The organism is Vreelandella venusta, from assembly GCF_044809155.1.
GTDB lineage: Bacteria > Pseudomonadota > Gammaproteobacteria > Pseudomonadales > Halomonadaceae > Vreelandella > Vreelandella venusta_B.
Genome location: NZ_CP085241.1, coordinates 2738446 through 2763152, shown reverse-complemented (window position 1 = coordinate 2763152; position 24707 = coordinate 2738446). Strand labels below are relative to the sequence as shown.

21 protein-coding genes and 1 pseudogene are annotated in these 24707 nt (G+C 57.4%); 12 read left to right on the top strand and 10 right to left on the bottom strand.

Annotated elements, in window-relative coordinates:
• Positions 1 to 58: 58 nt before the first annotated feature.
• The 3 genes and pseudogenes from LG301_RS12825 to LG301_RS12815 all read left to right on the top strand — a co-directional run.
• Positions 59 to 991: pseudogene (locus LG301_RS12825) on the top strand (calcium/sodium antiporter); the annotation flags it as partial.
• Positions 992 to 1046: 55 nt separating this feature from the next.
• On the top strand, positions 1047 to 1742 hold the full coding sequence (locus LG301_RS12820; RefSeq protein WP_404471544.1) for an aspartate/glutamate racemase family protein: 696 nt from the start codon (positions 1047 to 1049) through the stop codon (positions 1740 to 1742).
• Between the two features lie 21 nt (positions 1743 to 1763).
• Entirely contained in the window at positions 1764 to 2168 is a 405-nt protein-coding gene (locus tag LG301_RS12815; protein ID WP_404471543.1) for a lysozyme inhibitor LprI family protein, read from the top strand.
• Positions 2169 to 2254: 86 nt separating this feature from the next.
• Here the strand turns inward: LG301_RS12815 and LG301_RS12810 are convergent, their stop codons facing one another.
• Together LG301_RS12810 and LG301_RS12805 are read right to left on the bottom strand one after the other, a co-directional pair.
• Complete coding sequence (locus LG301_RS12810) at positions 2255 to 3451, bottom strand: homoserine O-acetyltransferase (RefSeq protein ID WP_404471542.1); 1197 nt, start codon at positions 3449 to 3451, stop codon at positions 2255 to 2257.
• Positions 3452 to 3526: 75 nt separating this feature from the next.
• Positions 3527 to 4699 (bottom strand): UbiH/UbiF/VisC/COQ6 family ubiquinone biosynthesis hydroxylase, encoded by a 1173-nt coding sequence (locus tag LG301_RS12805; RefSeq protein WP_404471541.1) that lies wholly within the window; start codon positions 4697 to 4699, stop codon positions 3527 to 3529.
• Between the two features lie 96 nt (positions 4700 to 4795).
• Here LG301_RS12805 and LG301_RS12800 point away from each other — a divergent pair, with 96 nt between their 5' ends.
• Complete coding sequence (locus LG301_RS12800) at positions 4796 to 5653, top strand: NAD-dependent protein deacetylase (RefSeq protein WP_404471540.1); 858 nt, start codon at positions 4796 to 4798, stop codon at positions 5651 to 5653.
• On the opposite strand, the gene LG301_RS12795 is transcribed toward LG301_RS12800, so the two are convergent.
• Positions 5650 to 6303 (bottom strand): DNA-3-methyladenine glycosylase, encoded by a 654-nt coding sequence (locus LG301_RS12795; RefSeq protein WP_404471538.1) that lies wholly within the window; start codon positions 6301 to 6303, stop codon positions 5650 to 5652. The two genes, LG301_RS12800 and LG301_RS12795, sit on opposite strands and share 4 nt — an antisense overlap.
• 70 nt (positions 6304 to 6373) lie before the next feature.
• Here LG301_RS12795 and LG301_RS12790 point away from each other — a divergent pair, with 70 nt between their 5' ends.
• The 4 genes from LG301_RS12790 (at position 6374) to LG301_RS12775 (ending at position 10367) form a co-directional block, all read left to right on the top strand.
• The gene (locus LG301_RS12790; RefSeq protein ID WP_404471537.1) at positions 6374 to 7882 is read left to right on the top strand and encodes a YdiU family protein; all 1509 of its coding nucleotides are present in this window, start codon (positions 6374 to 6376) and stop codon (positions 7880 to 7882) included.
• Between the two features lie 235 nt (positions 7883 to 8117).
• Positions 8118 to 9164, top strand: coding sequence for a DNA polymerase IV (dinB, locus tag LG301_RS12785; protein ID WP_404471536.1), 1047 nt, complete (start codon positions 8118 to 8120; stop codon positions 9162 to 9164).
• A gap of 104 nt (positions 9165 to 9268) precedes the next feature.
• Positions 9269 to 10075 (top strand): alpha/beta fold hydrolase, encoded by an 807-nt coding sequence (locus LG301_RS12780; protein ID WP_404471535.1) that lies wholly within the window; start codon positions 9269 to 9271, stop codon positions 10073 to 10075.
• A 43-nt stretch (positions 10076 to 10118) separates the two neighbouring features.
• Entirely contained in the window at positions 10119 to 10367 is a 249-nt protein-coding gene (locus tag LG301_RS12775) for a YkoF family thiamine/hydroxymethylpyrimidine-binding protein (protein ID WP_290669343.1), read from the top strand.
• Between the two features lie 47 nt (positions 10368 to 10414).
• Here the strand turns inward: LG301_RS12775 and gabT are convergent, their stop codons facing one another.
• From gabT to csiR, 6 genes are all read right to left on the bottom strand, one after another.
• Positions 10415 to 11689: a 4-aminobutyrate--2-oxoglutarate transaminase gene (gabT, locus tag LG301_RS12770; protein ID WP_404471534.1), complete on the bottom strand. Its 1275-nt coding sequence runs from the start codon at positions 11687 to 11689 to the stop codon at positions 10415 to 10417.
• 68 nt (positions 11690 to 11757) lie between these two features.
• Positions 11758 to 12696: a diguanylate cyclase gene (locus LG301_RS12765; protein ID WP_404471533.1), complete on the bottom strand. Its 939-nt coding sequence runs from the start codon at positions 12694 to 12696 to the stop codon at positions 11758 to 11760.
• The gene (locus LG301_RS12760) at positions 12683 to 13489 is read right to left on the bottom strand and encodes an EAL domain-containing protein (RefSeq protein WP_404471532.1); all 807 of its coding nucleotides are present in this window, start codon (positions 13487 to 13489) and stop codon (positions 12683 to 12685) included. The genes LG301_RS12765 and LG301_RS12760 overlap by 14 nt, the downstream gene beginning before the upstream one ends.
• A 231-nt stretch (positions 13490 to 13720) precedes the next feature.
• Positions 13721 to 14935, bottom strand: coding sequence for a CaiB/BaiF CoA transferase family protein (locus LG301_RS12755; protein ID WP_404471531.1), 1215 nt, complete (start codon positions 14933 to 14935; stop codon positions 13721 to 13723).
• A gap of 53 nt (positions 14936 to 14988) precedes the next feature.
• On the bottom strand, positions 14989 to 16167 hold the full coding sequence (locus tag LG301_RS12750; protein ID WP_188637705.1) for an acyl-CoA dehydrogenase: 1179 nt from the start codon (positions 16165 to 16167) through the stop codon (positions 14989 to 14991).
• Between the two features lie 84 nt (positions 16168 to 16251).
• On the bottom strand, positions 16252 to 16941 hold the full coding sequence (gene csiR / locus LG301_RS12745) for a DNA-binding transcriptional regulator CsiR (protein ID WP_263067610.1): 690 nt from the start codon (positions 16939 to 16941) through the stop codon (positions 16252 to 16254).
• Positions 16942 to 17053: 112 nt separating this feature from the next.
• Between csiR and lhgO the strand changes: the two genes are divergently transcribed.
• The 4 genes from lhgO (at position 17054) to LG301_RS12725 (ending at position 21946) form a co-directional block, all read left to right on the top strand.
• Entirely contained in the window at positions 17054 to 18250 is a 1197-nt protein-coding gene (gene lhgO / locus LG301_RS12740) for an L-2-hydroxyglutarate oxidase (RefSeq protein ID WP_404471530.1), read from the top strand.
• A gap of 148 nt (positions 18251 to 18398) precedes the next feature.
• Positions 18399 to 19358 carry a TAXI family TRAP transporter solute-binding subunit gene (locus tag LG301_RS12735; protein ID WP_404471529.1) on the top strand — a complete coding sequence of 320 codons (960 nt, stop codon included), beginning with the start codon at positions 18399 to 18401 and terminating at the stop codon, positions 19356 to 19358.
• A 24-nt stretch (positions 19359 to 19382) separates the two neighbouring features.
• Positions 19383 to 19898 (top strand): DUF1850 domain-containing protein, encoded by a 516-nt coding sequence (locus tag LG301_RS12730; RefSeq protein WP_404471528.1) that lies wholly within the window; start codon positions 19383 to 19385, stop codon positions 19896 to 19898.
• Positions 19899 to 19927: 29 nt separating this feature from the next.
• Complete coding sequence (locus tag LG301_RS12725) at positions 19928 to 21946, top strand: TRAP transporter permease (protein ID WP_404471527.1); 2019 nt, start codon at positions 19928 to 19930, stop codon at positions 21944 to 21946.
• Between the two features lie 91 nt (positions 21947 to 22037).
• Here the strand turns inward: LG301_RS12725 and LG301_RS12720 are convergent, their stop codons facing one another.
• Positions 22038 to 24566, bottom strand: coding sequence for a penicillin-binding protein 1A (locus LG301_RS12720; RefSeq protein WP_404471526.1), 2529 nt, complete (start codon positions 24564 to 24566; stop codon positions 22038 to 22040).
• Positions 24567 to 24707 lie beyond the last annotated feature (141 nt).

Below are 24707 nucleotides of genomic sequence, written 5' to 3'. Positions count from 1 at the left end.
AGGAGCATTCTGTCTTAGGCTGTTATATCGGTTTGGTTCGCAACAGGAACTCATCATTATGTTGAACCTATTGTTCGTTGCCATTGGCGTGCTGCTGCTGACAAGTGGCGGTGAAGCGCTGATAAGAGGCGCTTTAGCAGCCGCGCACAGGCTGGGAATTTCGCCGTTACTCAGCGGCTTGATTATTGTTGGGTTCGGGACATCGGCACCGGAGCTTGTGGTCTCTATTGAGGCTGCGCTTAGTGAGCGGCCTGATATTGCCATCGGCAACGTCGTGGGGAGTAATATCGGCAATAGCATGCTGATTCTGGGTATATGTGCCCTGATAACGCCGCTTGCTGTGAAGCCGCTGGTATTGCAGCGTGACGGTGTCACGGTGGTGGCGGCTAGCGTTTTATTTCTTGTGCTGGTGGGTGGCAATGCATTGGAAAGGTCTGATGCGGCCATCTTCCTTTTAGCACTGGCCGCGTACCTGCTGTGGGCATACTGGACTGAGCGCTCTGGAGCAGTACCTTCCGCCGAGATGCACATAGCGGAAGGGAAAGAAGTGACCGCGTTACCCAAAACAACGCTGTGGATTGTAATGGCCGTTGTGCTGGGGTTGGGGCTTTTGATCGTAGGTTCGCAGGTACTGTTGAAGGGCGCCGTGGGAATAGCCGAGTCGCTGGGTGTCTCAGAGGCGGTGATAGGGTTGACCCTGGTTGCCGTTGGAACGTCGCTACCCGAGCTTTCGATATCGGTCATCGCGGCATTTCGCCGACATGCCGATGTGGCAATTGGGAATATCCTTGGCAGCAATATTTTCAATCTTCTCGGCATACTCGGTATTTCCGCGCTGTTGCAGCCGCTGCCTGTCCATGCGCGCATCCTGCAGTTTGATCAGTGGGTGATGCTGGGAACGTCGCTGATTTTATTGTTCTTTCTCTATACTGGCCGTCGGCTGAGTCGGTTTGAAGGCGGTTTGCTACTTCTGGGTTATGGCGCCTATATCGCGCTAAGCTTCACCGTATTTGGTACCTATGAAGGCCCTTCAAAGGAGAGTTCCTATGAAAACCATCGGCTTAATCGGCGGGATGAGTTGGGAATCCACGCAGACGTATTACCGTCTCATCAACCAAAACGTGCGCACGGCGTTGGGCGGGCTGCATTCGGCCAAGGTGGTGCTGTACAGCGTCGATTTTGCCGAGATAGAGGCGCTGCAGCATCAAGGCAACTGGCAGGCCACTGCCGAGATACTGGCAGCGGCGGGCAAAGCGGTCGAAGTGGCCGGGGCTGATTTTCTGGTGCTGTGTACCAACACCATGCATAAGGTGGCCGAGCCGCTGGAAGCGGCGGTCTCCATTCCGCTGCTGCATATCGCCGACGCCACGGCCCAGGTGCTGCAACAGCAGGGCATTACCTGCGTGGGTTTGCTAGGCACGCGATTCACCATGGAGCAGGCGTTTTATATCGAGCGCCTTCAGCGCCACGGCATCGATGTGGTCGTGCCCACCGAGCCACAGCGAGCGCGTGTGCACTCGGTGATTTATCAAGAGCTGTGCCTGGGCGTGGTGAAGGCAGATGCCAAAGCTGACTACCTAAATATCGTCAATTCGCTTGCTGAGCGCGGCGCGCAGGGCGTGATTTTAGGCTGTACCGAGATTGGCCTACTAATCCAGCAAGCCGATACGAACGTGCCGCTGTTTGATACCACCGAGATCCACGCGGAGCAGGCGGTTCAGCGGGCGTTGGGAAGTATTTAGAATGTCAGTTCGGAGCAAAACATGCGAAGAATAGCTGTGGCGGCAACAAGTCTTTGTTTTGCGGTCATGGCGATGGCGGAGGCGTCGTCGCTCGATTGTGATCATGCGATGACCACGCTCGATATTAATCAGTGTGCTGCCAAGCAGTTAGAGTCAGCTCAAACGGAGCTGAGCCAGTACGTGGAAGCGAGCGTTACACACCATGCTGACGACCCTGAGTTGGTCGCTGCTATCGAAGCTTGGGAGGCTTATGCCATCGCTCACTGTGATGCAGTGCATACTCAGTGGCGTGAGGGGTCTATCCGGGGCGTGATGGCGCTAACGTGCAAAACACAGCTGACACAGCAGCGCACCCACACCGTTTGGGCATCCTTTTTAACCTATATGGATAGCACGCCCCCGGTACTCCCCGAGCCAAGCCGCTAACGAGAGTCGCGCGTGTATGTAGGGGATTCGTGCCATCAGGTGGGTGGTAGTGAGCGCTAGCTCCAGTAGGGCTAGCGCTCATTCTTTTACTGCAAAAACTCCCGCAACGTATCGCTGGCTTGCTCGATAGAAACAACGCCATCCAGGTGGCCTCGGTTGCCTTCCAGCGTTTCCAAGGTGACCTCGGTGCCGTCGGCTTCAATTAGTTCTGCGGTGCGGCGTACGCCTTCGGGGGCGAAGACCAAATCATTCTCGCTATACAGCATCAGCGTGGGCGCTTCGATGGCGGCTAGGCCTGCTTCTAATGACTCCCTGTAGCCTGCCATAAAGGTTTGGTTGGCGCGCACAAGGTAAAGCAGGTGGTTGGCATCGGAGATCTTAGCCCGTGCGCCTGCGATGTCGTCTAAGGTTTGCTCGATGGCGTAGCGGGCGTTGATATCCTGGGCGGGGTCACGAGTGTCATCGGCCCAGTCGCGGTTGAAGGCTTCGTTGGCCCACTGCCAGTGGTTGGCATTGAGCGTGACCAGCTTCAGCGCCTCTTTTAGCCCCTCGGTGGGCGGCTCGCCGTCGTAGTAGTCGCCTTCGTTCCAGTTGGCATCCAGGCGAATTGGCGCGGCCCAGGCGCTTAGCGTGGCCAGCAGCCACGGGTCGGCTACACCGCCGCCAATCACGGGGATCAACCGTTCAACGCGCTCAGGATAGGCGCTGGCCCACTCAATGGCCTGCAGCGCTCCCATGGAAGCGCCCATCACCGCATGCAGGGATTCAATGCCTTGGCTCTCTAGTAGGGCGCGCTGCACGTCGACAAAATCCCGAATCGTCACGACCGGGAAATCCATGCCCCAGGGTTCGCCGGTATCGGGGTTAATGGTGGCAGGCCCGGTCGTCGTCACGTTAGGGTCATTGGCCCCCAGGTTGACCAACGTATCGGAAGAGATAATGTAGTACTCATCGGTATCCAGCGGTTTGCCGGGGCCGATAATGGCATCCCAGTAGCCGGTGGGTTCGCCATCGGCGTCATAGCGGCCTGCGGCATGGCTGGTGCCGGAGAAGAAGTGGGTAATCAAAATAGCGTTGTCGCGCGCCTCATTAAGCTCGCCGTAGGCTTCCCAGCCTACCGTCACGTTGGGAATCGTCTCGCCGCCCTGGGTGGTAAAACTCTCCATCTCGAACGTTTGCTTCTCGACCACGCCATCCCAAGCCCATAAGGGCGTAGCCAATAGCAGACCCAGGCCGGTTAACGAGGCAACAGTGACCCGTGCATATAGTTGCTTACGTCGCATGCGCTTTCCTTTTGAAGGGGTGTTGTGATTGTTTTGGGGCTGCTTATCGCAGCCACCCCCTCAGCATAGTCAGCGTTAGATAATTTTGAACGGATTTAGCCCATTGGCCTGCTGCATCATCATGCGTTTGGCGAGCGGTACGCGTTCGGCAAGGTGCAGGCTTAAATCGCCTAGCTGGCGCAGCGGTCTGGAGCCAGTAAACAGATGGTGAAAGCTATCGGTGGCGGCAATCATCGCTTGGTTAGCCGCACGGCGTTGGCATTCAAAGCGAAGTAGGTTGAGGTAGTCGCCGGGGTCGCGGCCTTGCATGATGATTTCAGCCAGGGTGTCGGCATCGTGCAGGCCAATATTTAATCCTTGGCCAGCCAGCGGGTGCACCACATGGGCTGCGTCGCCAATCAGTGCTAAGCGCTTGCCGATATAGCGCTGTGCGTGTTGGCGCTTAATGGGGAAGCTGGCTTTTGCGACGATACGGGTGAGGTTACCCAGGCGTCGAGGGAAGGCCATTTCGATGGCGGTCGTTAGAGCGTCGTCATCCAACTGTTCCCGCGCTTTGGTGGTCTCTTCTCGGTCGTACCACACCAGGGAGGCGCGATGGCCGGGAAGCGGAAGCATCGCGATGGGGCCGGTTGGGGTAAACACCTGCCAGCTGACATCCTGCTGGGGCAGCTCGGTTTCGACGTTAATAATCATCGCCCGCTGGTGGTAGTCGTAGCTGGTAACGTCAATGCCGGCTAGCTCGCGTAGGGTGGAGCGTGCGCCGTCGGCACCTACAATCAGCCGGGCGCTCAGCGTTTTGCCGTTATCCAGCTCCAGCATGCGTCCAGAGGTCGCTGCCATGGTGCTTAGCGGAGCGCACTGGGTGTAGCAGGTAACGCTGGGCAGTCCTGCGAGGCGCTGCCAAAGCGCGTACTGCAGCGTGCGGTTTTCAATAAAAATGCCGAAATCTTGCATACCGCTCTCTTCGGCAGAGAATACGGAGTGGCCGGTGCCATCCTGGTTGGAGACATCGATATGCCGGAACGGGCAGCAGCGCTCTTCTGGCAGCTCGGTGCCGCTGGCTTTGACAAACGCGAGCGACCGGGCGTTGAGCGATGAAATACGCAGGTCGTAATCGCCGCTCGGTGCGGTGGGGGCGCTGGCACGCTCCACAAGGCCTACCGAAATGCCTGCTTGGCCGAGCCTGGCAGCTAAGGCCGCGCCCACCATGCCGCCGCCAACAATAATAATTTCGTGATCCCACTGCATGAGAGGCTCCTTACGTCGCTACCTGTGGCACATTGCATGTGCGTATATTGTCATACAGTATCGTTGACTTGTCTCAGTATTGCCTAGGGTGATCCATTGACGCAGGCCGTGGAAATATCAAATAACGTCGTAACCGCCGGGGAAGCTCTCGCAGAGTTTATTAAACGCCATCCTAAATTATGGGTGATTACCGGCGCAGGGGTGAGCACCGATAGCGGTATTCCCGATTACCGCGACGCCGATGGCCAGTGGAAGCGCCCGCCGCCGGTGCAGCACGGCGATTTTATGAGCTCCTTCGCCGTGCGCCAGCGCTACTGGGCGCGGGCGCTGGTAGGCTTTAAAGCCATGCGCGAAGCCCAGGTGAGCGGGGCGCATCGGGCGTTGGCAGAGCTTGAGGCCATGGGCCATGTGGAGCTGCTGGTCACGCAAAACGTTGACCGTTTGCACCAGCGGGCAGGCTCAAAAAAGGTGATTGATCTTCACGGCAGGGCGGATGTGGTGGCCTGTATGGCGTGCGGCTATCAAATGATGCGCCACGCCATGCACAGCGAAATGGCGCGCATGAACCCAGCCTTTGCCGCGCTGGATGCCCGCCACGCGCCGGATGGCGATGCGGATCTGGAAACCGACTTCTCTACCTTCAAGGTGCTGGACTGCCCTCGCTGCAAGGGCATCCTCAAACCGCAGGTAGTCTACTACGGCGATGTGGTGCCTCCAGCGCGGCGGCTGGCGGCCCAGGCGGCGCTGCAGCAAGCCGACGCGGTGCTGGCAGTGGGCACATCGTTGATGGTCTATTCTGGCTACCGCTTTTGCCGCGATGCCCACGCCATGGGCCTGCCCGTGGCGTCGCTCTCGCTGGGCGTGACCCGTGCCGATGGGTTCTTAACCCACCAGTGGCGCGCGCCGCTCACCCCGGTGCTGGAACAAACGGTGGCGTGCTTAAAGAGTGCTTAACGCGCTTTAGAGACCCACGGGTTGCCATCGCTCCATAGCCGCCAGGGGGCGTCGCGGTCGGCGGGTTGGGCGTAATCGATGCCTACCCGCGGGCCGCTGGCAATCGCGCTGGGCGGCTCGCCTGATGTAATCCATAGCCCGTTCGCCTGATTGCCGGTTTGCGTCATATCGTGGCCATAAAGCGCTTTATCAATGCGCAGTGCCCGGGTGAGTTTGCCGGGGCCGTTGCTTAAATTACGCCCCGCCACGCTGCGCAGTGCCCGCATGGCGGGCTCGCCAATTACCGGCTCAACCGCTCGAATCAGCACCGCACAGGGGTTTCCCTCCGGCTGGGTCGCCACGTTCAGCAGCCAGTGCATGCCGTACACCAAATAGACGTAAGCGTGGCCGGGCGGGCCAAACATCGCCTCGGTGCGCGGTGTTCTGCGCCGGTGGGCATGGCAGGCGGAATCTTCTGAGCCACGGTAGGCCTCGGTTTCCACAATGCGCGCCGCCATGACTTCGCCGTCCAGTTGGCGCACCAGTAGGCAGCCCAATAAGTCCCGGGCGACGTCCAGCGTATCGCGGTTGTAGAAGGCTCGGGGCAGAGGCGTGAGCGCCTCTTGCTCTATCGGTAACTTAACACGGGTTAACGCGTCTCTATGCGGCATGCTATCGCCAATTACTTGAGTAAAATGCTAGGGTATTACCTAGGCTATTAAATGAAAAGCGGAGTTGCCCGTGCTGACCTTTGAACACCAGTTTGCCACGCTGCCCGAACCCTTGTGGGCCGCTTGCCAGCCCACGCCAGTGGCGCAGCCCAGCCTGATTGCTTTTAACAACGCCCTGGCCGCGCAGCTAGGCATGCAAACACGACCCGACGACGCAACGCTGGCCCAGTGGTTCAGCGGTAACCAGCTGCCGCCAGGAGCTGAGCCCAAAGCGCTGGGCTACGCCGGGCACCAGTTCGGCAACTTCGTGCCGCAGCTTGGCGATGGCCGCGCACTGCTGTTGGGCGAAGTGGTGGACCAGCAGGGCCTGCGCCGAGATGTGCAGCTAAAAGGCAGTGGCCGCACGCCGTTCTCTCGCGGTGGCGATGGCCGCTCGCCCCTTGGCCCGGTGCTGCGAGAATACCTGGTGAGTGAATTTATGGCCGCTGTGGGCGTGCCCACTACTCGCGCCCTGGCTGCCGTCGCCACCGGCGAGCGCGTCGTGCGCCAGCTACCTGAGCCAGGGGCAGTGCTGACCCGCGTGGCCAGCAGCCATATACGCGTGGGCACGTTCCAGTTTGCCGCCGTTCGCCGCGATGAAGAAGCACTCAAAGCGCTGGCCGATCATGTGATTGCCCGCCACTACCCAGAGGCGGCCAACGCTGAAGACCCGTACCTTGAGCTGTTAGACGCGGTGACCGCCCGCCAAGCGTTACTGGTAGCGCGCTGGATGAGCCTGGGCTTTATCCACGGCGTGATGAACACCGATAACTGCAGTATTGCCGGTGAAACCATCGATTACGGCCCCTGCGCGTTTATGGAGCAGTTCGACCCGCAAAAGGTGTTCAGCTCCATTGATCAAGGTAAACGCTACGCCTTTGATAACCAGCCCGCGATTGCCCAGTGGAACTTAGCCCGCTTTGCCGAAACTCTGCTGCCGCTGATGCTTGAAGAGGGCGATGCCGTGGTGGAGCAAGCTACCGATATTATTCGCGGCTTTACCCCACGCTTTAACGCCGAACAGCGCCGTCTGCACGCCAATAAGCTGGGCCTAGACCCAGAAAGCGACCGCGCCGCGCCGCTGATGGAAGCGCTGGAAAGCCAGATGCACCAGGGCCGCATGGATATGACCGCCACCTTTGATGCGCTAACGCACTATGCCAAAGTACTTGATGCCAAAGAGCTTGGTGCCAAAGCCCTGGGAGCGGATACGCCAGAGCAACCTCAAAAAGATGCGCTGCTGGCGCTGACCACGCAGCCCGATGGCCTTGCCGCTTGGCTCGCCGAGTGGGAAAGCGCCCAGCAAGCCAGCCAGCAGAGTGAACGCTTGGAGGCCATGCGCCACGCCAACCCGGTGGTGATTCCCCGCAACCACCGCATTCAAGAGGTCATCGATGCGGCGGTAGCAGGCGATTTCACGCCCTTCCACACGCTGCTCGCGGCGGTCACGCAGCCTTTTGATGAATCCGAAGAGGCGCGCTGCCTAGCAGCCCCGGCCACGGAAAGCGAGCAGGTGTTACGCACCTTTTGTGGTACGTGATTTAGACCAGCGAGTATGGGCGGAAAACCCGTAGCGGGGGTCTTTCGCCAGGGCCGGAATAACGTTCCCTACCATTCCGGCATTTCCACCATCCATGGTGGTCAGATGGCGAAAGTAGCGTCCAGGGAGGGATTCACAGCGCCCCCGCCTAGGGTTTTGCTGCTCGTCAGCGCTGCAGCACACCCTGTGATAAACTGTGCTTTTTTACAGGTAATGGCGGAGGCAAGGTCGGCCTGTGCGCAAAATTATCCACTGCGACTGTGACTGCTTCTATGCGGCGGTAGAGATGCGCGATAACCCCGCGTTAACCGATATCCCCATTGCCATTGGCGGCAGTGTGGAGCAGCGCGGGGTGGTCGCTACCTGCAACTATCCTGCGCGTAAGTTCGGCATCCACTCCGCCATGCCCATGGCCCAGGCGCTCAAACGCTGCCCCCACCTCACGGTGATTCGGGGCGATATGGCGAAGTACAAAGATGTTGCCCGCCAAGTATTTGCTATCTACCGCGATGTGACCGAACTGATCGAACCGCTCTCGCTGGATGAGGCCTTTCTGGATGTCTCGGAGGTCACGCTCCACCACGGCAGCGCCACCCGTATGGCCGAAGCCATTCGCCAGCGGGTGAAGCAGGAAGTGGGCATCACCGTCTCAGCGGGCGTAGCACCCAACAAGTTTCTTGCTAAGATCGCCAGCGACTGGCGCAAGCCTGATGGGCTGTTTGTCATCACGCCAGACGATATCGACGCCTTCGTGCAGCAGCTTCCAGTGAAAAAGATCCACGGGGTAGGGCCGCGCACCGCTGAAAAGCTGGCGGAGCTGGGCATTCAGACCGGCGCAGACCTGCGCGCCCGGCCACTCACCGAGCTGGTGGAGCGCTTTGGCCGCTTTGGCCACCGGCTGCATGAACTCAGCCACGGGCGCGATGAGCGCCCTGTTAAAACTCACCGCGAACGCAAGTCGATCAGCACCGAGCAAACCTACTCTCAAGATTTACCCACCCTGGAAGCCTGCCGTCGTCAGCTCCCCGAGCTGATTGGCGATTTAGAGCGCCGCTACGCTCGCCTAGACCCGGCACCCGCCGTGCGCGGCGTAATGGTGAAGGTCAAATTCAACGACTTCACCCAAACCACCGTCGAACACGCCGACCCCGCACCCAACTTAGAACAGTTCGAAACCTTGCTGAACGTAGGATGGGCGCGAGGCGAGCGGCCCGTGCGCCTGCTGGGGGTGGGCTACCGCTTGGCGGAAGAGACCGCCGCCCAGCAGCTGTCGCTTTTTTAAATAGCCGGTTAATCCTTGAGTGGATTGACGGTTATCCATCGGCGAGTTAAAACAGACGTATGATAGATAGCCCCTCTTCCCGTTAGCCGACCCGTGAGCCTGCCATGCCTGCCGATGCCACCCAACGCCCCCGTTTAGTGTTTGCCCATGCCAACGGCTTCCCTGGCTTAAGCTACCGCACGCTGCTAGAGCCGCTGGCAGACGCGTTTGATCTGCATCCGTTGGATCGACTGGGCCACCATCCGGACTATCCGGTAAACCATAACTGGGGCAACCTGGTGGATGAACTTCTGAGTTACCTCCCCGAGACCGATGCGCCGTTGCTAGGCGTGGGGCACTCGTTGGGCGGTACGCTGATGGCCATGGCGGCAGACAAACAGCCAGAGCGCTTTTGCGGTGTCATTATGCTTGACCCGCCGCTGATGCTAGGGCCGGATGCCTGGGCGATGAAAGCAGCCAAACGGTTTGGGTTTATGGATCGCATTACGCCGGCAGGCAAAACCAAAGGACGGCGCAGCGTATGGCCTAGCCGTGAGGCCATGGCGACCTCACTGCGCCGCCGTGGACTATTTCGTCGCTTTACCCCCGAGGCACTAAACGACTACATTGAAGCAGGTACTCGCCTGCTGGACGACGGCAGCGCTGAGCTAACCTTTGACCCGCGAATCGAGCTGGAAATTTTCCGCCACTTACCGGATCACCTATCCAACCTGCCGCAGCGTGTAGGTGTTCCCATTCAGCTGGTGGCGGGGCAGCAGTCTCATTTGATGACGTCTTCTCGGCTCAAGCGCATTGCCCGTCGCGGGCTGCCGGTGAGTATGGTGCCTGGCACGCACATGTTTCCGATGGAGCACCCGGACGAGACGCGCACGGCGATTTTAGCCGCGTGGCAGCAGTTTCAAACAGCGTAGACCGTGACCAACATCCTTTGGAAAATAGAGAGAGGGAGGCGATATGTATCTTTCCGTACAGCTAAGCTACTACCCGCTGGCAGATGATTATAAGCCGGTAGTTAAAGACGTGGTAAAACGTTTGGAAGCCACAGGGTTAGAGGTTCACCCGAATCGCATGAGTACCCAGGTATTTGGTGAATTCGATGCAGTGATGGCGGCACTTAGCGATGTGATGAAGTGGTCGTTTGAGACGCACGGTAAAGCCGTCTTTACCGCTAATTTCTTGGAGGGCGATCGACGGCCCCGTTAATCGAAAACGCCGCCCAATAGGGCGGCGTTTTTTGGCGTGCTGTGCGCTTAGATCAGCGATTCCAGGCAGGATTCAATAATATCCAGGCCTTCGTTTAGCACGTCGTCTTCGATAGTGACCGGCATCAAGAAGCGGATGGTGTTGCCGTACATACCGCAAGAGAGCAGGATCAGGCCCTCTTCACGGGCTTTTTTACACAGCGCTGCGGCCAGTTCCGGATTCGGCGTGCGGTCGGTTTTGTTGCTCACCAGCTCGAATGCCGCCATGGCACCCATGTTGCGCACGTGATCGATGCAATCAAACTTGCCCTGCCACTCGTTAAAGCGGGCCGCCAGCTTCTCGCCTAGCGCCTGGCTCTTCTCGAGAATGTTCTCCTCTTCGAAGACTTCCATTACCGCCAATGCGGCCGCACAGGCGGTGGGGCTGCCGGTGTAGGTGCCGCCCAGGGAGTTCGGGCCAGAGGCATCCATGATCTTATCGGTGCCCACGATGGCAGAGATCGGCATGCCGTCGGCCATACTCTTAGCCATGGTCATCATGTCCGGCTCTACGCCGCTATGCTCGATGGCGAACATCTTACCGGTGCGGCCAAAGCCTGACTGCACTTCGTCGATGATCATCAGCATGCCGTGCTCATCGCAAATCTCGCGAATCTTCTCAAGGAAGCTCTTCGGTGCAGGGTAAAAACCACCTTCGCCCAGTACCGGCTCAAGAATGATCGCTGCGGTGTCTTTCGGGTTGGCGTCAGTTTTCAGCGCCATTTTCAGGCCGCGAATCGCTTCATCTTCGCTCACCCCGTGGTAAGGCACTGGGTAGGGCGCACGGAAAACGGTGCCTGGCATCGGGCCGAAATCGGTTTGGTAGGGGGCTACCTTGCCGTTCATGGCCATCGTGTAGAAGGTACGGCCATGGTAGCCGCCATCAAAGCAGATGACGTTAGAGCGGCCAGTGGCGGCACGGGCAATCTTCACCGCGTTTTCCAGCGCTTCGGCACCAGAGTTGGCTAGCATCACCTTGGCGTGGCCACGCACAGGAACGATATGGCTCAGCTTTTCAGCCACTTTAACGTAGCCTTCGTAAGGCATGACCGTTTGACAGGTGTGCATCACCTTGTCTAGCTGGGCTTTCACAGCAGCCACAACTTTAGGGTGACGATGGCCAACGTTTAACACACCGATACCGCCCGCGAAGTCAATGAAGCGGTTACCGTCGGCGTCCCAGATCTCAGCGTTTTCGGCGCGGTCCGCAAAAGCGGTTGCGGGGCTTGCTGCGCCCGCCGCGACGTATTTGTGCTTTAGTTCGTTTAGCTCGGCATTGCTCATGGCTCGCTCCTATTGGGATAGGGAATGGGGACAGGTTGTCGTTTTAGCATAGTGTGAAATAAGGGTTGTCACATGGCTGACGATGCGATAACGACACGATTGCGCCCTGCCTTTTTAGCTTGATACATCGCTTTATCAGCACGATCAAGCATTCGGGTACTGGATGCTTCAACATAACACGCAATGCCCGCCGATAGCGTGACAATCAATTTATGCTCTGTACACGGTGATTCAGCGACACATTGTCGAATACGCTCCACTGCTGCATGCGCAGCGTGAGCGCTAACCTCTGGCATGATGATGAGAAACTCCTCTCCACCCAGCCGCACTTGCAGATCCGTCGAACGAAGCTGGGCATTGACAGTGGCGGTGACTTCTTGAAGCACGGCGTCGCCTGTGGCGTGGCCATAAGTATCATTAATGGCTTTGAAGTCATCCAGGTCAAACATGGCAATACTGAGCTCTCCTCCGTAGCGTTCGCAGCGCTCAAGCTCCTCCTCCAGGCGCTTGAGCCCTTGCCGCCGGTTTACAAGCCCAGTCAGCTCATCGTGATTGGCCATATATATCAAGCGTTCATTGGCTTGCGTTAAACGCTCTTCGAGCCGTTTGCGCTGGGTAATATCAATAATAAAGGTGACTTTTCTTGGTTTTTCGTCATCGCCAATAATACGCGCAGCTTCGGCAATAATGGTGCGTGTTTCGCCGTTTTTACAGCGTACTTCCCACTCTTGGCGAAGCTCATGGGTGTCATTGCCTTGAATGAATTCATCGTGTAATGCTGCCATTTGCTGGCGGTAGGCGGCGGGCACAACCAGCGTAAAGTGGTGGCCGATAAGCTCCTCTTCACGATAGCCATAAAATTGGCAGTAGGCGGGGTTGACCATTTCAAAGCGCCCGTTTGGATCGGTAATACAAATACCCAGGGGAGCTGTTTTAATCACGTTTTCGGTATTTTTCTTAGAGCGATTGAAAAGTTCAAAGAGATGGTCAGCGCTAATGGCGGTCATCCAGTGCTCCTGCAGCCTGCACCTCTGCTCTTAACTCCTGTAGGAGCGGAACAAGGTGGTTGCCCAAGGAATTTATGGCCGGTTTGGCAAAAAAGAAGCCTTGCTGACGTGTAATTCCTGCTTTTGCTAACCATAGCGCTTCTGCGCGAGTTTCCACTCCTTCGGCGATCAGTGTGGTATTCAGCTCTTTTGCGAGCAGCACAATGGCATTGAGTAGGGCTTGGCGCCGTGGTTCATGATCGCAGTTCATCACCAGTTCACGGTCGATTTTTAGCTTATCCGGCGTGAGATCCGTCAGAAGGTCTAGGTTGGCGTAGCCGTTGCCGAAGTCGTCGAGTGCGGTTTTAAACCCCATCGAGCGGTACGCATCGATGATGTTGCGTAAATGTTGCCGGTCGCGCACTTTTTCAGTTTCAGTGATTTCAAAAATTAACCTGTCGGTCGGCCAGCCAACGCGCTCTGATACCTCTAGTGTGGCTTGGATACAGGCTTCCGGCTCATAAACAGCATTGGGCAAAAAGTTGATGGAAAGATCCGTTTGCATGTTGAGCGCGCTTGCCATTTCAATTGCTTTGACTCGGCAGGCTTGGTCAAAACGGTAGAGCATTTCGTCGGTGACCTGGGAGATAACGCTCCAGGCAGACTCGCCGTTGATGCCGCGCACAAGGGCTTCATGGGTGACCACTTTTGCAAGCGAGATATCCACAATAGGTTGAAACGCCATGGTGAACTCGAAAGGCAGCTCGCCTTCGCAGCGTTTACACGCTCCATTAACCCGTGCACAGTTAGCCATAATGTCTCCTCTTTATGACGCGTAGTAATCTTGGGGTGCAAGCTCTTGCTACTGACACTGGTCGATTAGCGTGAGTTTAGTGGATTTCCTTAATACCTTTAGTCTAGTCGCTTGTGAACGTGTTGTACATGTGTTGTATAAAATTCGAATAAAATGATATGGCAACCAAAAAGGCGCCCAATGGGCGCCTTTTAAGAGAGCTTTTAAGAGAAATTTTCAATCAGGGCGGCGTTAAATAATTCCCGCTTTTCTTAGCGCTTGGCGCTGCTCGAGGGTAATGCCGACCTCCTCCAGAACACGTTCGGTATGCTCACCCAAGTAGGGGGGCGCCGTGTTAGCACTCATGGATTCGCCGTTAATACGGATTGGATTAGCCACCAGGTCTACCTGACCTGCTTGACTGTGCGGTAACGTCTGTTTAAGGCTGCGGGCCTTCACATGAGGGTCGTCGAAGACGCGGTCCAGGGTATTGATTGGGCCGCAGGGCACGCCCACCGCTTCAAAGGCTGCAAGCCACGTATCGATCGGCTGCGCGGCGAGGGCAAGCTCTAATAGCGGCACTAAGAGGTCACGGTGCTGTACGCGGCTGCCGTTGGTGGCAAAGCGTTCATCTTGCGCCAACTGCGGCTGGTCAATGACCTGGCAGAAGCGCTTGAACTGCTCGTCGTTGCCCACCGCCACAATCATATGGCCGTCGGACGTGGCAAACGCTTGGTAGGGCACGATGTTGGGATGGGCGTTGCCCAGCCGCTGAGGCACCTGACCGGATGTCAGATAGTTAAGCGCTTGGTTAGCCAGCACGCCAACCTGCACATCCATCAGGGCCAAATCAATATGACAGCCTTCGCCACTGTCGCGGCGCTGGTAGAGCGCTGCCAGCACTGCGTTGGCGGCATACAGGCCGGTGAAAATGTCGGTAAAGGCCACGCCGCTTTTGACCGGGCCACCGCCGGGTTCACTGTCCGGCTTGCCGGTCAGGCTCATAATGCCGCCCATGGCCTGAATCATAAAGTCGTAGCCCGCCCGGTGGGCGTAAGGGCTTTCCTGGCCAAAGCCGGTAATCGAGCAGTAGATAATGCCGGGGTTGAGCGCCTTTAAACTGGCGTAATCCAGGCCGTACTTCTTTAGCCCGCCAACTTTGAAGTTCTCCAGCACCACATCCGACTGAGCGGCAAGCTGTTTAATCAGCGCCTGGCCTTCGGGCTTGGCCATATCTACCGTCACCGAGCGCTTACCGCGATTGGCGCACAGGTAGTACGCGGATTCAGTGCTGCCTGAGAGCCACGGAGGCCCCCAGTGGCGCGTGTCATCGCCGCTTTGGGGGCGCTCGATTTTGATCACCTCGGCACCCATGTCGGCTAGCATCTGCCCGCACCAGGGGCCTGCCAGTACCCGAGAGATATCGAGTACTTTAATGCCTGCTAGTGGCTTCGCGGCTGTGCTCATCGGGTGCCTCGTTGCTGGTGATCGATTCGTTGGTATGCGTTAGTCGGTATGGATTAGAAGAAGGACTGAATGCCGGTTTGCGCGCGGCCCAGAATCAGGGCGTGCACGTCGTGGGTCCCTTCGTAGGTATTCACCGACTCCAGGTTCACCATGTGACGAATCACGCCATACTCGTCAGACACGCCGTTACCGCCGTGCATGTCGCGGGAAACGCGGGCGATATCCAGCGCTTTACCGCAGTTGTTGCGTTTGATCAGCGAGATCATTTCCGGTGCCCAGTTGCCGCTGTCCATCAGGCGACCCACCTGCAGGGCGGCTTGAAGGCCCAGGGTGATCTCCGTCTGCATATCGGCCAGCTTCTTCTGGATGAGCTGGTTGGCGGCGAGCGGGCGGCCAAACTGCTTGCGGTCCAGGGTATATTGGCGGGCAGCGTGCCAGCAGAATTCGGCGGTGCCCATCACGCCCCAGGCAATGCCATAGCGCGCTTTGTTTAAGCAGCCGAAGGGGCCTTTCAAGCCGCTGACGTTGGGCAGCAGGTTCTCTTCGGGAACGAAGGCGTTGTCCAGCACGATCTCGCCGGTAATAGAGGCGCGCAGCGATACTTTGCCTTCGATTTTTGGGGTAGAGAAGCCTTCGGTGCCGCGCTCAACAATAAAGCCTTTGATCTGGTTATCGTGAGCGGCGGATTTCGCCCATACCACGGCAATATCGGCAATCGGGCTGTTGGTGATCCACATCTTCGCGCCGGTCAGGCGGTAGCCGCCATCGACTTTTTCCGCACGGGTGATCATGGAGCCCGGGTCGGAGCCGTGGTCGGGTTCGGTCAGGCCAAAGCAGCCGACCATCTCGCCGCTGGCAAGCTTGGGCAGGTACTTATGCTTCTGCTCTTCAGAGCCGTAGGCTTCAATGGGGTACATCACCAGCGACGACTGCACGCTCATGGCTGAGCGGTAGCCGGAATCCACACGCTCTACTTCACGGGCAATCAGGCCGTAGGCAACGTGGTTCACGCCTGCACCGCCGTACTCCGGGGAAACCGTCGCGCCCAAGAGGCCTAGTTCACCCATCTCCGACATGATGTCGCGGTCAAAACGCTCTTCACGAAACGCGCTGAGCACGCGTGGCTGCAGGTTTTCCTGGCAGTAGTCGTGAGCCGCATCGCGGATCTGGCGCTCTTCGTCGGTAAGCTGGCTTTCCAGCAGTAGCGGGTCGTCCCAGTTAAAGCGTGTCATGGCGTGAACTCCGAATAGTGATCTTGTTGAGTCCAATGTATCGCCGTTATTTAAAAATATCTACATTTTTTTAAAACGCAGAATTTAACGGATGCCACGGGCTTGAAGTACCCGAGTGATGATCGGCACCGGCGTCATTAGGTGGTCACGCATCAGGTTGGCGGCTTGCTCAGCATTTCGCGCCAAAATCACGTCTACCAGTGCGGCATGCTCTTGGCGTTTGGTTTCAAGGGCTTGGGGCGACATGACGGTCTCTTGCAGCCATAAGTGGCGGTAGCGCTCTACCTGATCAAACAGGGTGTCGCGCATTTGCAGCAGGTGCGGCGAGTTACAGCCACTGGCGATGGCGGTGTGAAATGCTTTGTGGCGTAAATCCCAGCCGTCCAGCAACTCATCGGGGGAGCTAACCTCGGTCACCTTGGCTAAGCGGTGAGCGGTTGCCAGCACGTTGGCTTCCCAATCGTCATCGCCGCGCTCAATCGCCAAGCGTAAAATCAGCCCTTCCAGCTGGGCGCGGGCATCGTAAATATCGTTTAGCTCGGCCAGGGACATCGCGGCCACCCGATAACCGCGCTGGCTAATTGCTACTACTAAACGGTCGGCCACCAGTTGGGAAAGCGCTTCGCGTAGCGGTCCTGTGCTTACTCCGTAATACTCTTTTAAGCGGCTCATCAAAAGCTTCTCTTCAGGCGCATAGCGGCCGCGAATGATGTCGTGCTTTAGCGCGTGGTAGGCGCTAATCGCGAGGTTTTGGCGCGGCGCATCGTGCTCCATAAGAACTCCTTAGACCCATCTAGGGGTAGACCAATGTCGGGGCGTGGCGGTCAACGTTGAATAACGGCTATTATCAATAAATTTTAAAAATTTGGCACAGGTAACGACATTTATGTGGGATTTCATCATTGTGGGCGGCGGCATACTGGGGTTTTCCACCGCGATGCAGCTGCAAAAAGCCTACCCGGATAAGCGCCTGCTGGTCATCGAGAAAGAGGCGGGGGCGGCGCAGCACCAAACTGGCCATAACAGCGGGGTGATTCACGCGGGGGTGTACTACACGCCGGGCAGCCTGAAAGCGAAGTTTTGCCTGGAAGGCAACCGCGCCACGCGTGAGTTCTGTGACCAGCACGATGTGCGCTACGACATTTGCGGCAAACTGCTGGTAGCCACCAATGACCTTGAAAAGCAGCGCATGGAGGCATTGTGGGAGCGCACTGCCGCCAACGGGCTGAAGCGGGAGTGGCTGGAAGCCGATGCGCTCAAAGAGCGCGAGCCTAATATCACCGGAGTGGCGGGCATTTTCGTGCCCTCTAGCGGCATTGTGAACTACGCCGAGGTGACCCACGCTATGGCGGCGGAGTTTACGCGCCTCGGCGGTGAGATCCGCTTTAACCACTGTGTCACCGGCCTTGAAGAGCGTGCCGATGAAGTGGTGGTGACAACTCAGCAGGAAACGTTTACTGGCCGCTATTTGGTCTCTTGTTCTGGCCTGATGGCCGACCGGGTGATTCGCATGCTGGGTAAAGATCCTGGCTTTACGATTTGCCCCTTCCGTGGAGAGTACTACCTGCTGCCCGAGCGTCACAACGATATCGTCAACCATCTGATTTATCCCATTCCTGATCCCGCCATGCCGTTCTTGGGCGTTCACTTGACGCGCATGATTGACGGCACGGTGACCGTTGGCCCCAACGCGGTGCTGGCGCTGAAGCGCGAGGGCTACCGTAAGCAGGATATGTCGTTAAGCGATATGGGTCAGATGTTCACGCATCCCGGTATTTTGAAAGTGCTCGGTAAGCATTTAAAACCAGGGCTGTTGGAGATGAAAAACTCGCTCTATAAACGCGGCTATCTTGATTTAGTGCGCAAGTACTGCCCCAGCTTAACGCTTGAGGACCTCACGCCTTATCCAGCGGGTGTGCGTGCTCAGGCGGTCTCTAATGATGGCAAGTTGGTGGACGATTTTCTGTTTGTGAATACTAAGCGCACGGTGAATGTGGGCAACGCGCCATCGCCTGCGGCTACGTCGGCCATCCCCATTGGGGCGCATATTGTTGAACAGGTAAAAGCTCAGCTTGGCGAGTAATGTTGCTATTGGCATCAAACGCGCAAGCCGTGCTAACTTCTCTGCACCGCTTCTGCTTGCCGTTTACGGCAGCGAGAAGCTGGGGCTTCACACCTCCCTAATTTGTCTACCATACCTATAAGTCCAAGTAAGGACGGAGGAAACGCTCATGAAAACACTAAAATACGCAGCGGCAGCATCCATGTTGGCCGTCGCGCTGCCTGCCAGCGCGCAGCAGCTCTCTATTGCCACCGGCGGTACGGGCGGCGTGTACTACCCCATCGGCGGCGGCTTTGCCGAAATGATCAACAATCATATTGAAGGCGCTCAGGCAACGGCCGAAGTGACCGGTGCATCTGTCGAGAATATGGGGCTGATCATGCGCGGCGATGCTGACATGGCGCTGGCGCTGGCCGATACGGTCTATCAAGCCTACACCGGTACCGGTGATTTCGAAGGCCGCCAGATTGAGAACACCCGCGCGCTTGCGTCTGTGTACCCCAATGCTGTGCAGCTCGTCACCCTGGCAGAATCTGACATCGAAAGCATTGCGGATCTTGCCGGTAAGCGCGTGTCGGTCGGCGCACCGGGTAGCGGCACCGAGCTAAACGCCCGTGCACTGCTGGAAGCCAATGGCGTCAGCTACGAAGACTTTACGCCCCAGCGTTTGAACTTCAATGAAACCGCCGATGCGATCCGTGATGGCGATATCGATGCCGGTTTCTGGAGCGTTGGGCCGCCCACCAGTTCTATTTTGAACTTGGCGGCCACACGGGATATCCGCTTGATTGGCCTCTCCGATGAAGAAGTCGCTAACGCTCAGGAAGCCGAAGCGGTCTTTGCGCCTTATGAGCTGGCCGCAGGGATGTACGACGGCATGGAAGAAGCGGTGCAAACCATCGGGATTCCCAACGTGCTGGTCGTCAATGCGGATATGGATGAAGAGCTGGCCTACCAGCTAACTCAGCTGCTGTTTGAAAACACCGATGAGCTGATTGCCGTTCACCCGGCGGCCAACGACACCACCATCGAGTTCACTATGAATTCTACGCCGGTGCCGCTACACCCGGGCGCGATTCGCTACTTCGAAGAAGTAGGCGCTGAAATTCCGGATCGTCTGCGTCAGTAAGCCGCGCGCAGAGGGCTGTTCGCTATGCAGTGCCGAGCAACACGGCTAATAGCGCTCCTCTTGATATGTTTACCATTCGCCGAAGTGGAGGGTTCCTCCGCTTCGGCGTCTATGTCTGCGCGGTTAACGGTGACTACTGAACAAGGCGATGCGCTAGTGGACGTGGCTGTGTCTGCGGGCGGCCAGTGGTGCATCCAGTGGCAGCACTCGGTTGAGCACTTCACGGTGCTGGACTGTTACCGCAATGCAGGCGGCATCATGCAGCTAGAGCGTAGCCACCAGCCGGATTTTGCCGCAGGGCTTGGGCATATTTACGGGCGGGGCGAGCAGGTATCCGACGGTGAGGGCGGGTACTGGATCAATGCGATTAACGAGCCGGTTGCCAACAACCGCTACGTGCTGCGGGTGGGGTCAGAGGCCGTGAACCACCGTGTGATCTGGCCTGATGGTGAGCATCCTACTGTGAGCTTAAGCAATAGTGTGGCCGGGCAGCGTGTGACCATTCAACTGACAGCGCCTAACGCGATCCCGCGTAAATAAACAAGCAAGACAACGCTTCCGAGGACTTCATGAGCGAATCCACGCCACCGCCGGTCGTTATGCCAGGCGGTAATGCGATTCAACCCCGCATGGTGCTGTGGTGTATCACCATTGTGGCGGTGGGACTTTCCCTATTCCAACTTTACTCTGCCGGTATTCAGCCACTGGGGCTGTTTTATCAGCGTAGCATCCACTTAGCGCTGATTATGTTGCTGGCATTTCTTATGTTTCCGGCCTTTGGCCCCAAGCGCAAACGCGGCGTGCTTGGCTGGGGAATCGACTGTCTGTTCTTAGCGGGCGCACTGCTTACCGGCGGCTACTTAGTGCTTAATCTGGACGCGATTTTTAGCCGCGCTGGGTTTTGGAACGAGACAGATATTCTGGTCGCCTGTATTGCCACGGTGACCGTGTTAGAAGCCAGCCGCCGTGCGGTGGGTTTTGGCATGACGGTGATTGGCCTGCTGGCCATTATCTATGCCTTTGCTGGCCCTCGGGGTGAGTTGCCCTGGCTGGGTGAGTGGATGCCCGGGATTATGGAGCATCGGGGATATAGCCTTGACCGCGTAGCGGGCCAGCTTTACCTGGGCCAAGAAGGCATCTTCGGCCTGCCGCTGGGCGTTGCTGCCACCTATATCTTTATTTTCGTGCTGTTTGGCGCGTTTCTGGAAAGTACCGGCGCGGGTAAGTTCTTTATTGATATGGCGTATGCCGCCACTGGTCGCCAGCGAGGTGGCCCAGCCAAAGCCGCCGTATTAGCCTCGGCGGGCATGGGGTCTATTTCGGGCAGTGCCATCGCTAACGTGGTGACTACCGGTGCTTTCACTATTCCGCTGATGAAGAAGCTGGGCTACCAGCCCAAGCAGGCGGGTGGCATTGAAGCAGCCGCCTCTACCGGTGGGCAAATTATGCCGCCGCTGATGGGCGCGGGCGCCTTCTTGATTGCTGAATACACCAATACGCCTTACTTAGAGATCGTTAAAATCAGTATTCTTCCGGCGATTATGTATTTCGCGACGGTCTATCTCTTTGTGCACATCATTGCCCTGAAGCAGGGCATGCAGGGCTTGCCGAAAAGCGAGCTGCCGCAAATGCGCCAGGTCATGAAGGATGGTTGGCACTTTTTACTGCCGCTGGCGGTGCTGGTATGGCTTCTGGCGATGAATATGTCGCCCATGCGGGTGGGCTACTACGCGGTGGTGACCATGGTGGTGGTGGCGGTATTACGCTATGCCTTGTGGTACTTCTTTGTGGCCCCGCGTCAGGGCCAGCCAGTTACGTTTGAACGCACGCAGGGAGTGGTATGGGCCGGGCTTGTGAAGCTAGTCCAGGGCCTAGAGCTAGGCGCCCGTAATGCGGTGGCGGTCTCCATGGCCTGTGCGGTGGCGGGTATTATCGTTGGGGTTGTCGGCCTGACAGGGCTGGGGCTTAAGTTCTCCTCCATGATGCTGGCGTTCTCGGGCGGTAACTTGGTGCTGGCGCTAGTGATGGTGCTGCTGGCGAGCTTAATCCTCGGCATGGGCCTTCCGGTCACCGCGAGCTACATCGTTCTCATCGTTCTGGTTGGCCCGGCGTTGACCGCAGAGTTTGGCGTGCCGCTGTTGATCGCTCACTTGGTGGTGTTCTGGTACTCCCAGGACTCGAACGTGACGCCGCCCATCGCCTTGGCTGGCTTTGCTGGGGCGGCGATTGCGGGCAGTAAACCTATGGAGACGGGCTTCCAAGCGTGGAAGTTTGCCAAAGGCCTCTATTTGATTCCGCTGTTTATGGTGTTCAACCCGGAAATCATTGTCGGCGGCCCGGTGCCTGTCGTGATTTGGAATGCGATTATCGCGATTCTTGCTCTGGGTGCCTTTGCGGCCTCTCTAGAGGGCTATCTCTTTACTAAGATGTCGCTGGTACCACGCTTGGCGATTGGTGCTGCTATCTTCGGTGTGTTCTACCCGAGCTTACTCACTGAGGTGGCGGGTGTCGCCGTCATGGTGGTGGCGATAGGGGCTAATTGGCTGGCGAGTAAACGTGAATCCCAGGCAACCCCCATGGCGGGTTAAGCTGCCCTAAAAAGCACCAACATGCTGACGTAAAAAGCCCGGAAACCATGTAGTTTCCGGGCTTTTGTTTGCCCTGGAAGGGGCGGTGTGCTTAGAAGATCGACTCTGCAGTGCCAGACCCTTGTGATCCACCCACCTCTTCCAGTTCACGGCTGATACGACCGGTCTCGATGTTAGGCAGATGATCCCGATGGAACAGCTCAGAAATACCGCCGGATTGATTATCTTGCAGGCGGCGACCTGTGTCAGGATCAACTCGGGCTGAAATCACCGTGTCCGGGCGCTCGGGGATGGCCGAGGGGGTGCCTGCGAGAGCGCCACCCATAAACTCAATCCAGATAGGTAGAGCCGCGTTCGCACCATACTCGGCAAGCGTTTCGTTGCTGTCTTTACCCACCCACACGGTGGTAACAACGTCGTTGTTGAAGCCGGCGAACCAAGCGTCGCGCTGGTTATTCGTGGTTCCTGTTTTACCCACAATATCGTCACGGTTAAGGCTCAGTGCCGCGCGGCCCGTCCCCGAGGTAATAACGTCGCGCAGCATGTCGCGCAAAATGTAGACCGCCGCAGCATCTGCCACGCGTGGTGCAACCGGGTACTCTTTACCGTCGATTTCAACGGTTTCCTGGCCATCAGCGCAGCTTGGGCAAGCAACTTGTGGGGTAGCCTCGTCAATCAATTCGCTGTCATCGTTCCGGGTAATGCGTTCGATAAACCACGGAGCTACCTGGAAGCCTCCGTTTGCAATTACCGAATAGGCGTTGGTCATCTCCATGGGGGTCAAGCTGGCACTGCCCAAGGCAAGTGATAAACCTCGCGGTAGACGGCTAGAGGCAAATCCAAAACCTTCTAGGTAGTTGATTGTATGGTCCAGCCCCATGGTTTGCAGAACCCGAATCGTGACGAGGTTGCGCGAGCGGGCAAGCGCAGGGCGCAGGCGCATTGGGCCTTGAAAGTCGCGGCTTGAGTTCACTGGGCGCCATAATGCATTGCTGCCGTCGTCTAGTACGACTGGTGCGTCATTGACGACGCTCGCGGCGTTCATCTCTCCATCTTCCAGCGCTGCTAGGTAGATAAACGGCTTGAAGATAGAGCCGGACTGGCGCTGCGCTTGAACGGCACGGTTGAACTTACTGGCGTTAAAATCAAAACCGCCCTGCAAGGCTAAAATGGCCCCGGTTTGTGGGTCTTGTGCCACAAGCGAGCCTTCCGCATCGGGCCGCTGAGATAAACGTAAGGTGCCGTCCTCATTTTCAAATACACGCACCAGATCGCCGCGCACGGCAATTTGATCGGCTGAGCTAGGCTCGGCGCCACGGCTACGTGGGCTCAGATATTGGCGCGCCCAGCTCAGGCCGCTCCATGGAATGGTGCGCAGTTCGCCGCCACGTGTCAGCACCTGCATCTCACGACCACTGCTCTCTACCACAATGGCGGGGCGCAGCAGACCAAAATTGGGGGTGCGATCCAGTACCTGTAGCCAGTTGCTTACATCGCCCTCAATGCCTTCCACTTCCGTCTGGCTGCGCTGAGCTGCCTGACGCGCCGTTTGACGGATTTCTGGGGACTCTGCAAGCTCCTCTTCTAGCCCTTGGGTCGCGGTCTGTTCTTGCGCTTCTAACAAGCTTTCCGCGATGTCACGCTGCTCCGCTCCTCGCCAGCCATGACGAAGATCGTAAGCAATCAACCCATTGGCGAGCGCCTGGTGTGCAAAAGGCTGCATTTCGCTATCGATGGTGGTGTAGATGCGGTATCCACCGGTATAGGCCGTGTCGCCAAAGCGTTCAACCGCGTACTGGCGTGCCATTTCAGACACGTAAGCGGCATCAACTTCTGTTTGGGTAAAGTAGCGGCGGGCGGTCACTGGCGATTGAACCGCCTCCTGATAAGCCGCGTCGTCGATATAGCCCAACTCACGCATACGGAACAGAATCCAGTTACGGCGGATCAGCGAGCGCTCAGAGTTCGCTAAGGGGTTAAAGGCGGAAGGCGCTTTGGGCAGTCCGGCAATCATGGCGGTTTCCGCAAGCGTCAGTTCCGCTAGCGGCTTGTCATAATAGGTTTCTGAGGCAGCGGCAATGCCATAAGCGCGGTTGCCCAGAAAAATTTTGTTAACGTAGAGTTCAAATATCTCTTCTTTGCTCAGCACCTGCTCCATTTGCAGGGCAAGCAGGATTTCACGGATCTTCCGGGTAAACGTTTGGTCCAGCGTCAACATGTAGTTACGCGCGACCTGCATGGTGATGGTGGAGCCGCCTGATTGAATCGTACCTCCGCTTTGTATCAGCTCGACGGAAGCCCTTGCTAGCCCCTTAGGGTCAACCCCTGCGTGGTCGAAATAGCTGGCATCTTCAGCGGCAATTAGGGCATTGATCATGTCCTGGGGAATGTCATCGAAGTCGATCGCCATCCGGCGCTCTTCACCAAACTCACCTATCAGCTTGCCGTCATTGGTGAAGATACGCAGCGGTGTATGTAGCTCGAAATCTTGCAGCTGACGTACATCGGGTAGACCAGGAGAAAAATAAATAGCGGCACCCACCACTGCTAAAACGACAGCGCCTGTGAGCGCAACGATTAGCGAAAAAAGTGACAGGATGAGGGTTCGAAAAAACGTCATGAACAGAGTACACCCGTGGAAAGGAGAACAGACACGGCGTCTAAACGACCGTATCACGCAATTGGCAGCCATTATAGGAAGGCAGCGCAGCGGTCACCAGTGTTGATGTGCCGCAATGCCATTCGCGTGTGACTTAACTAA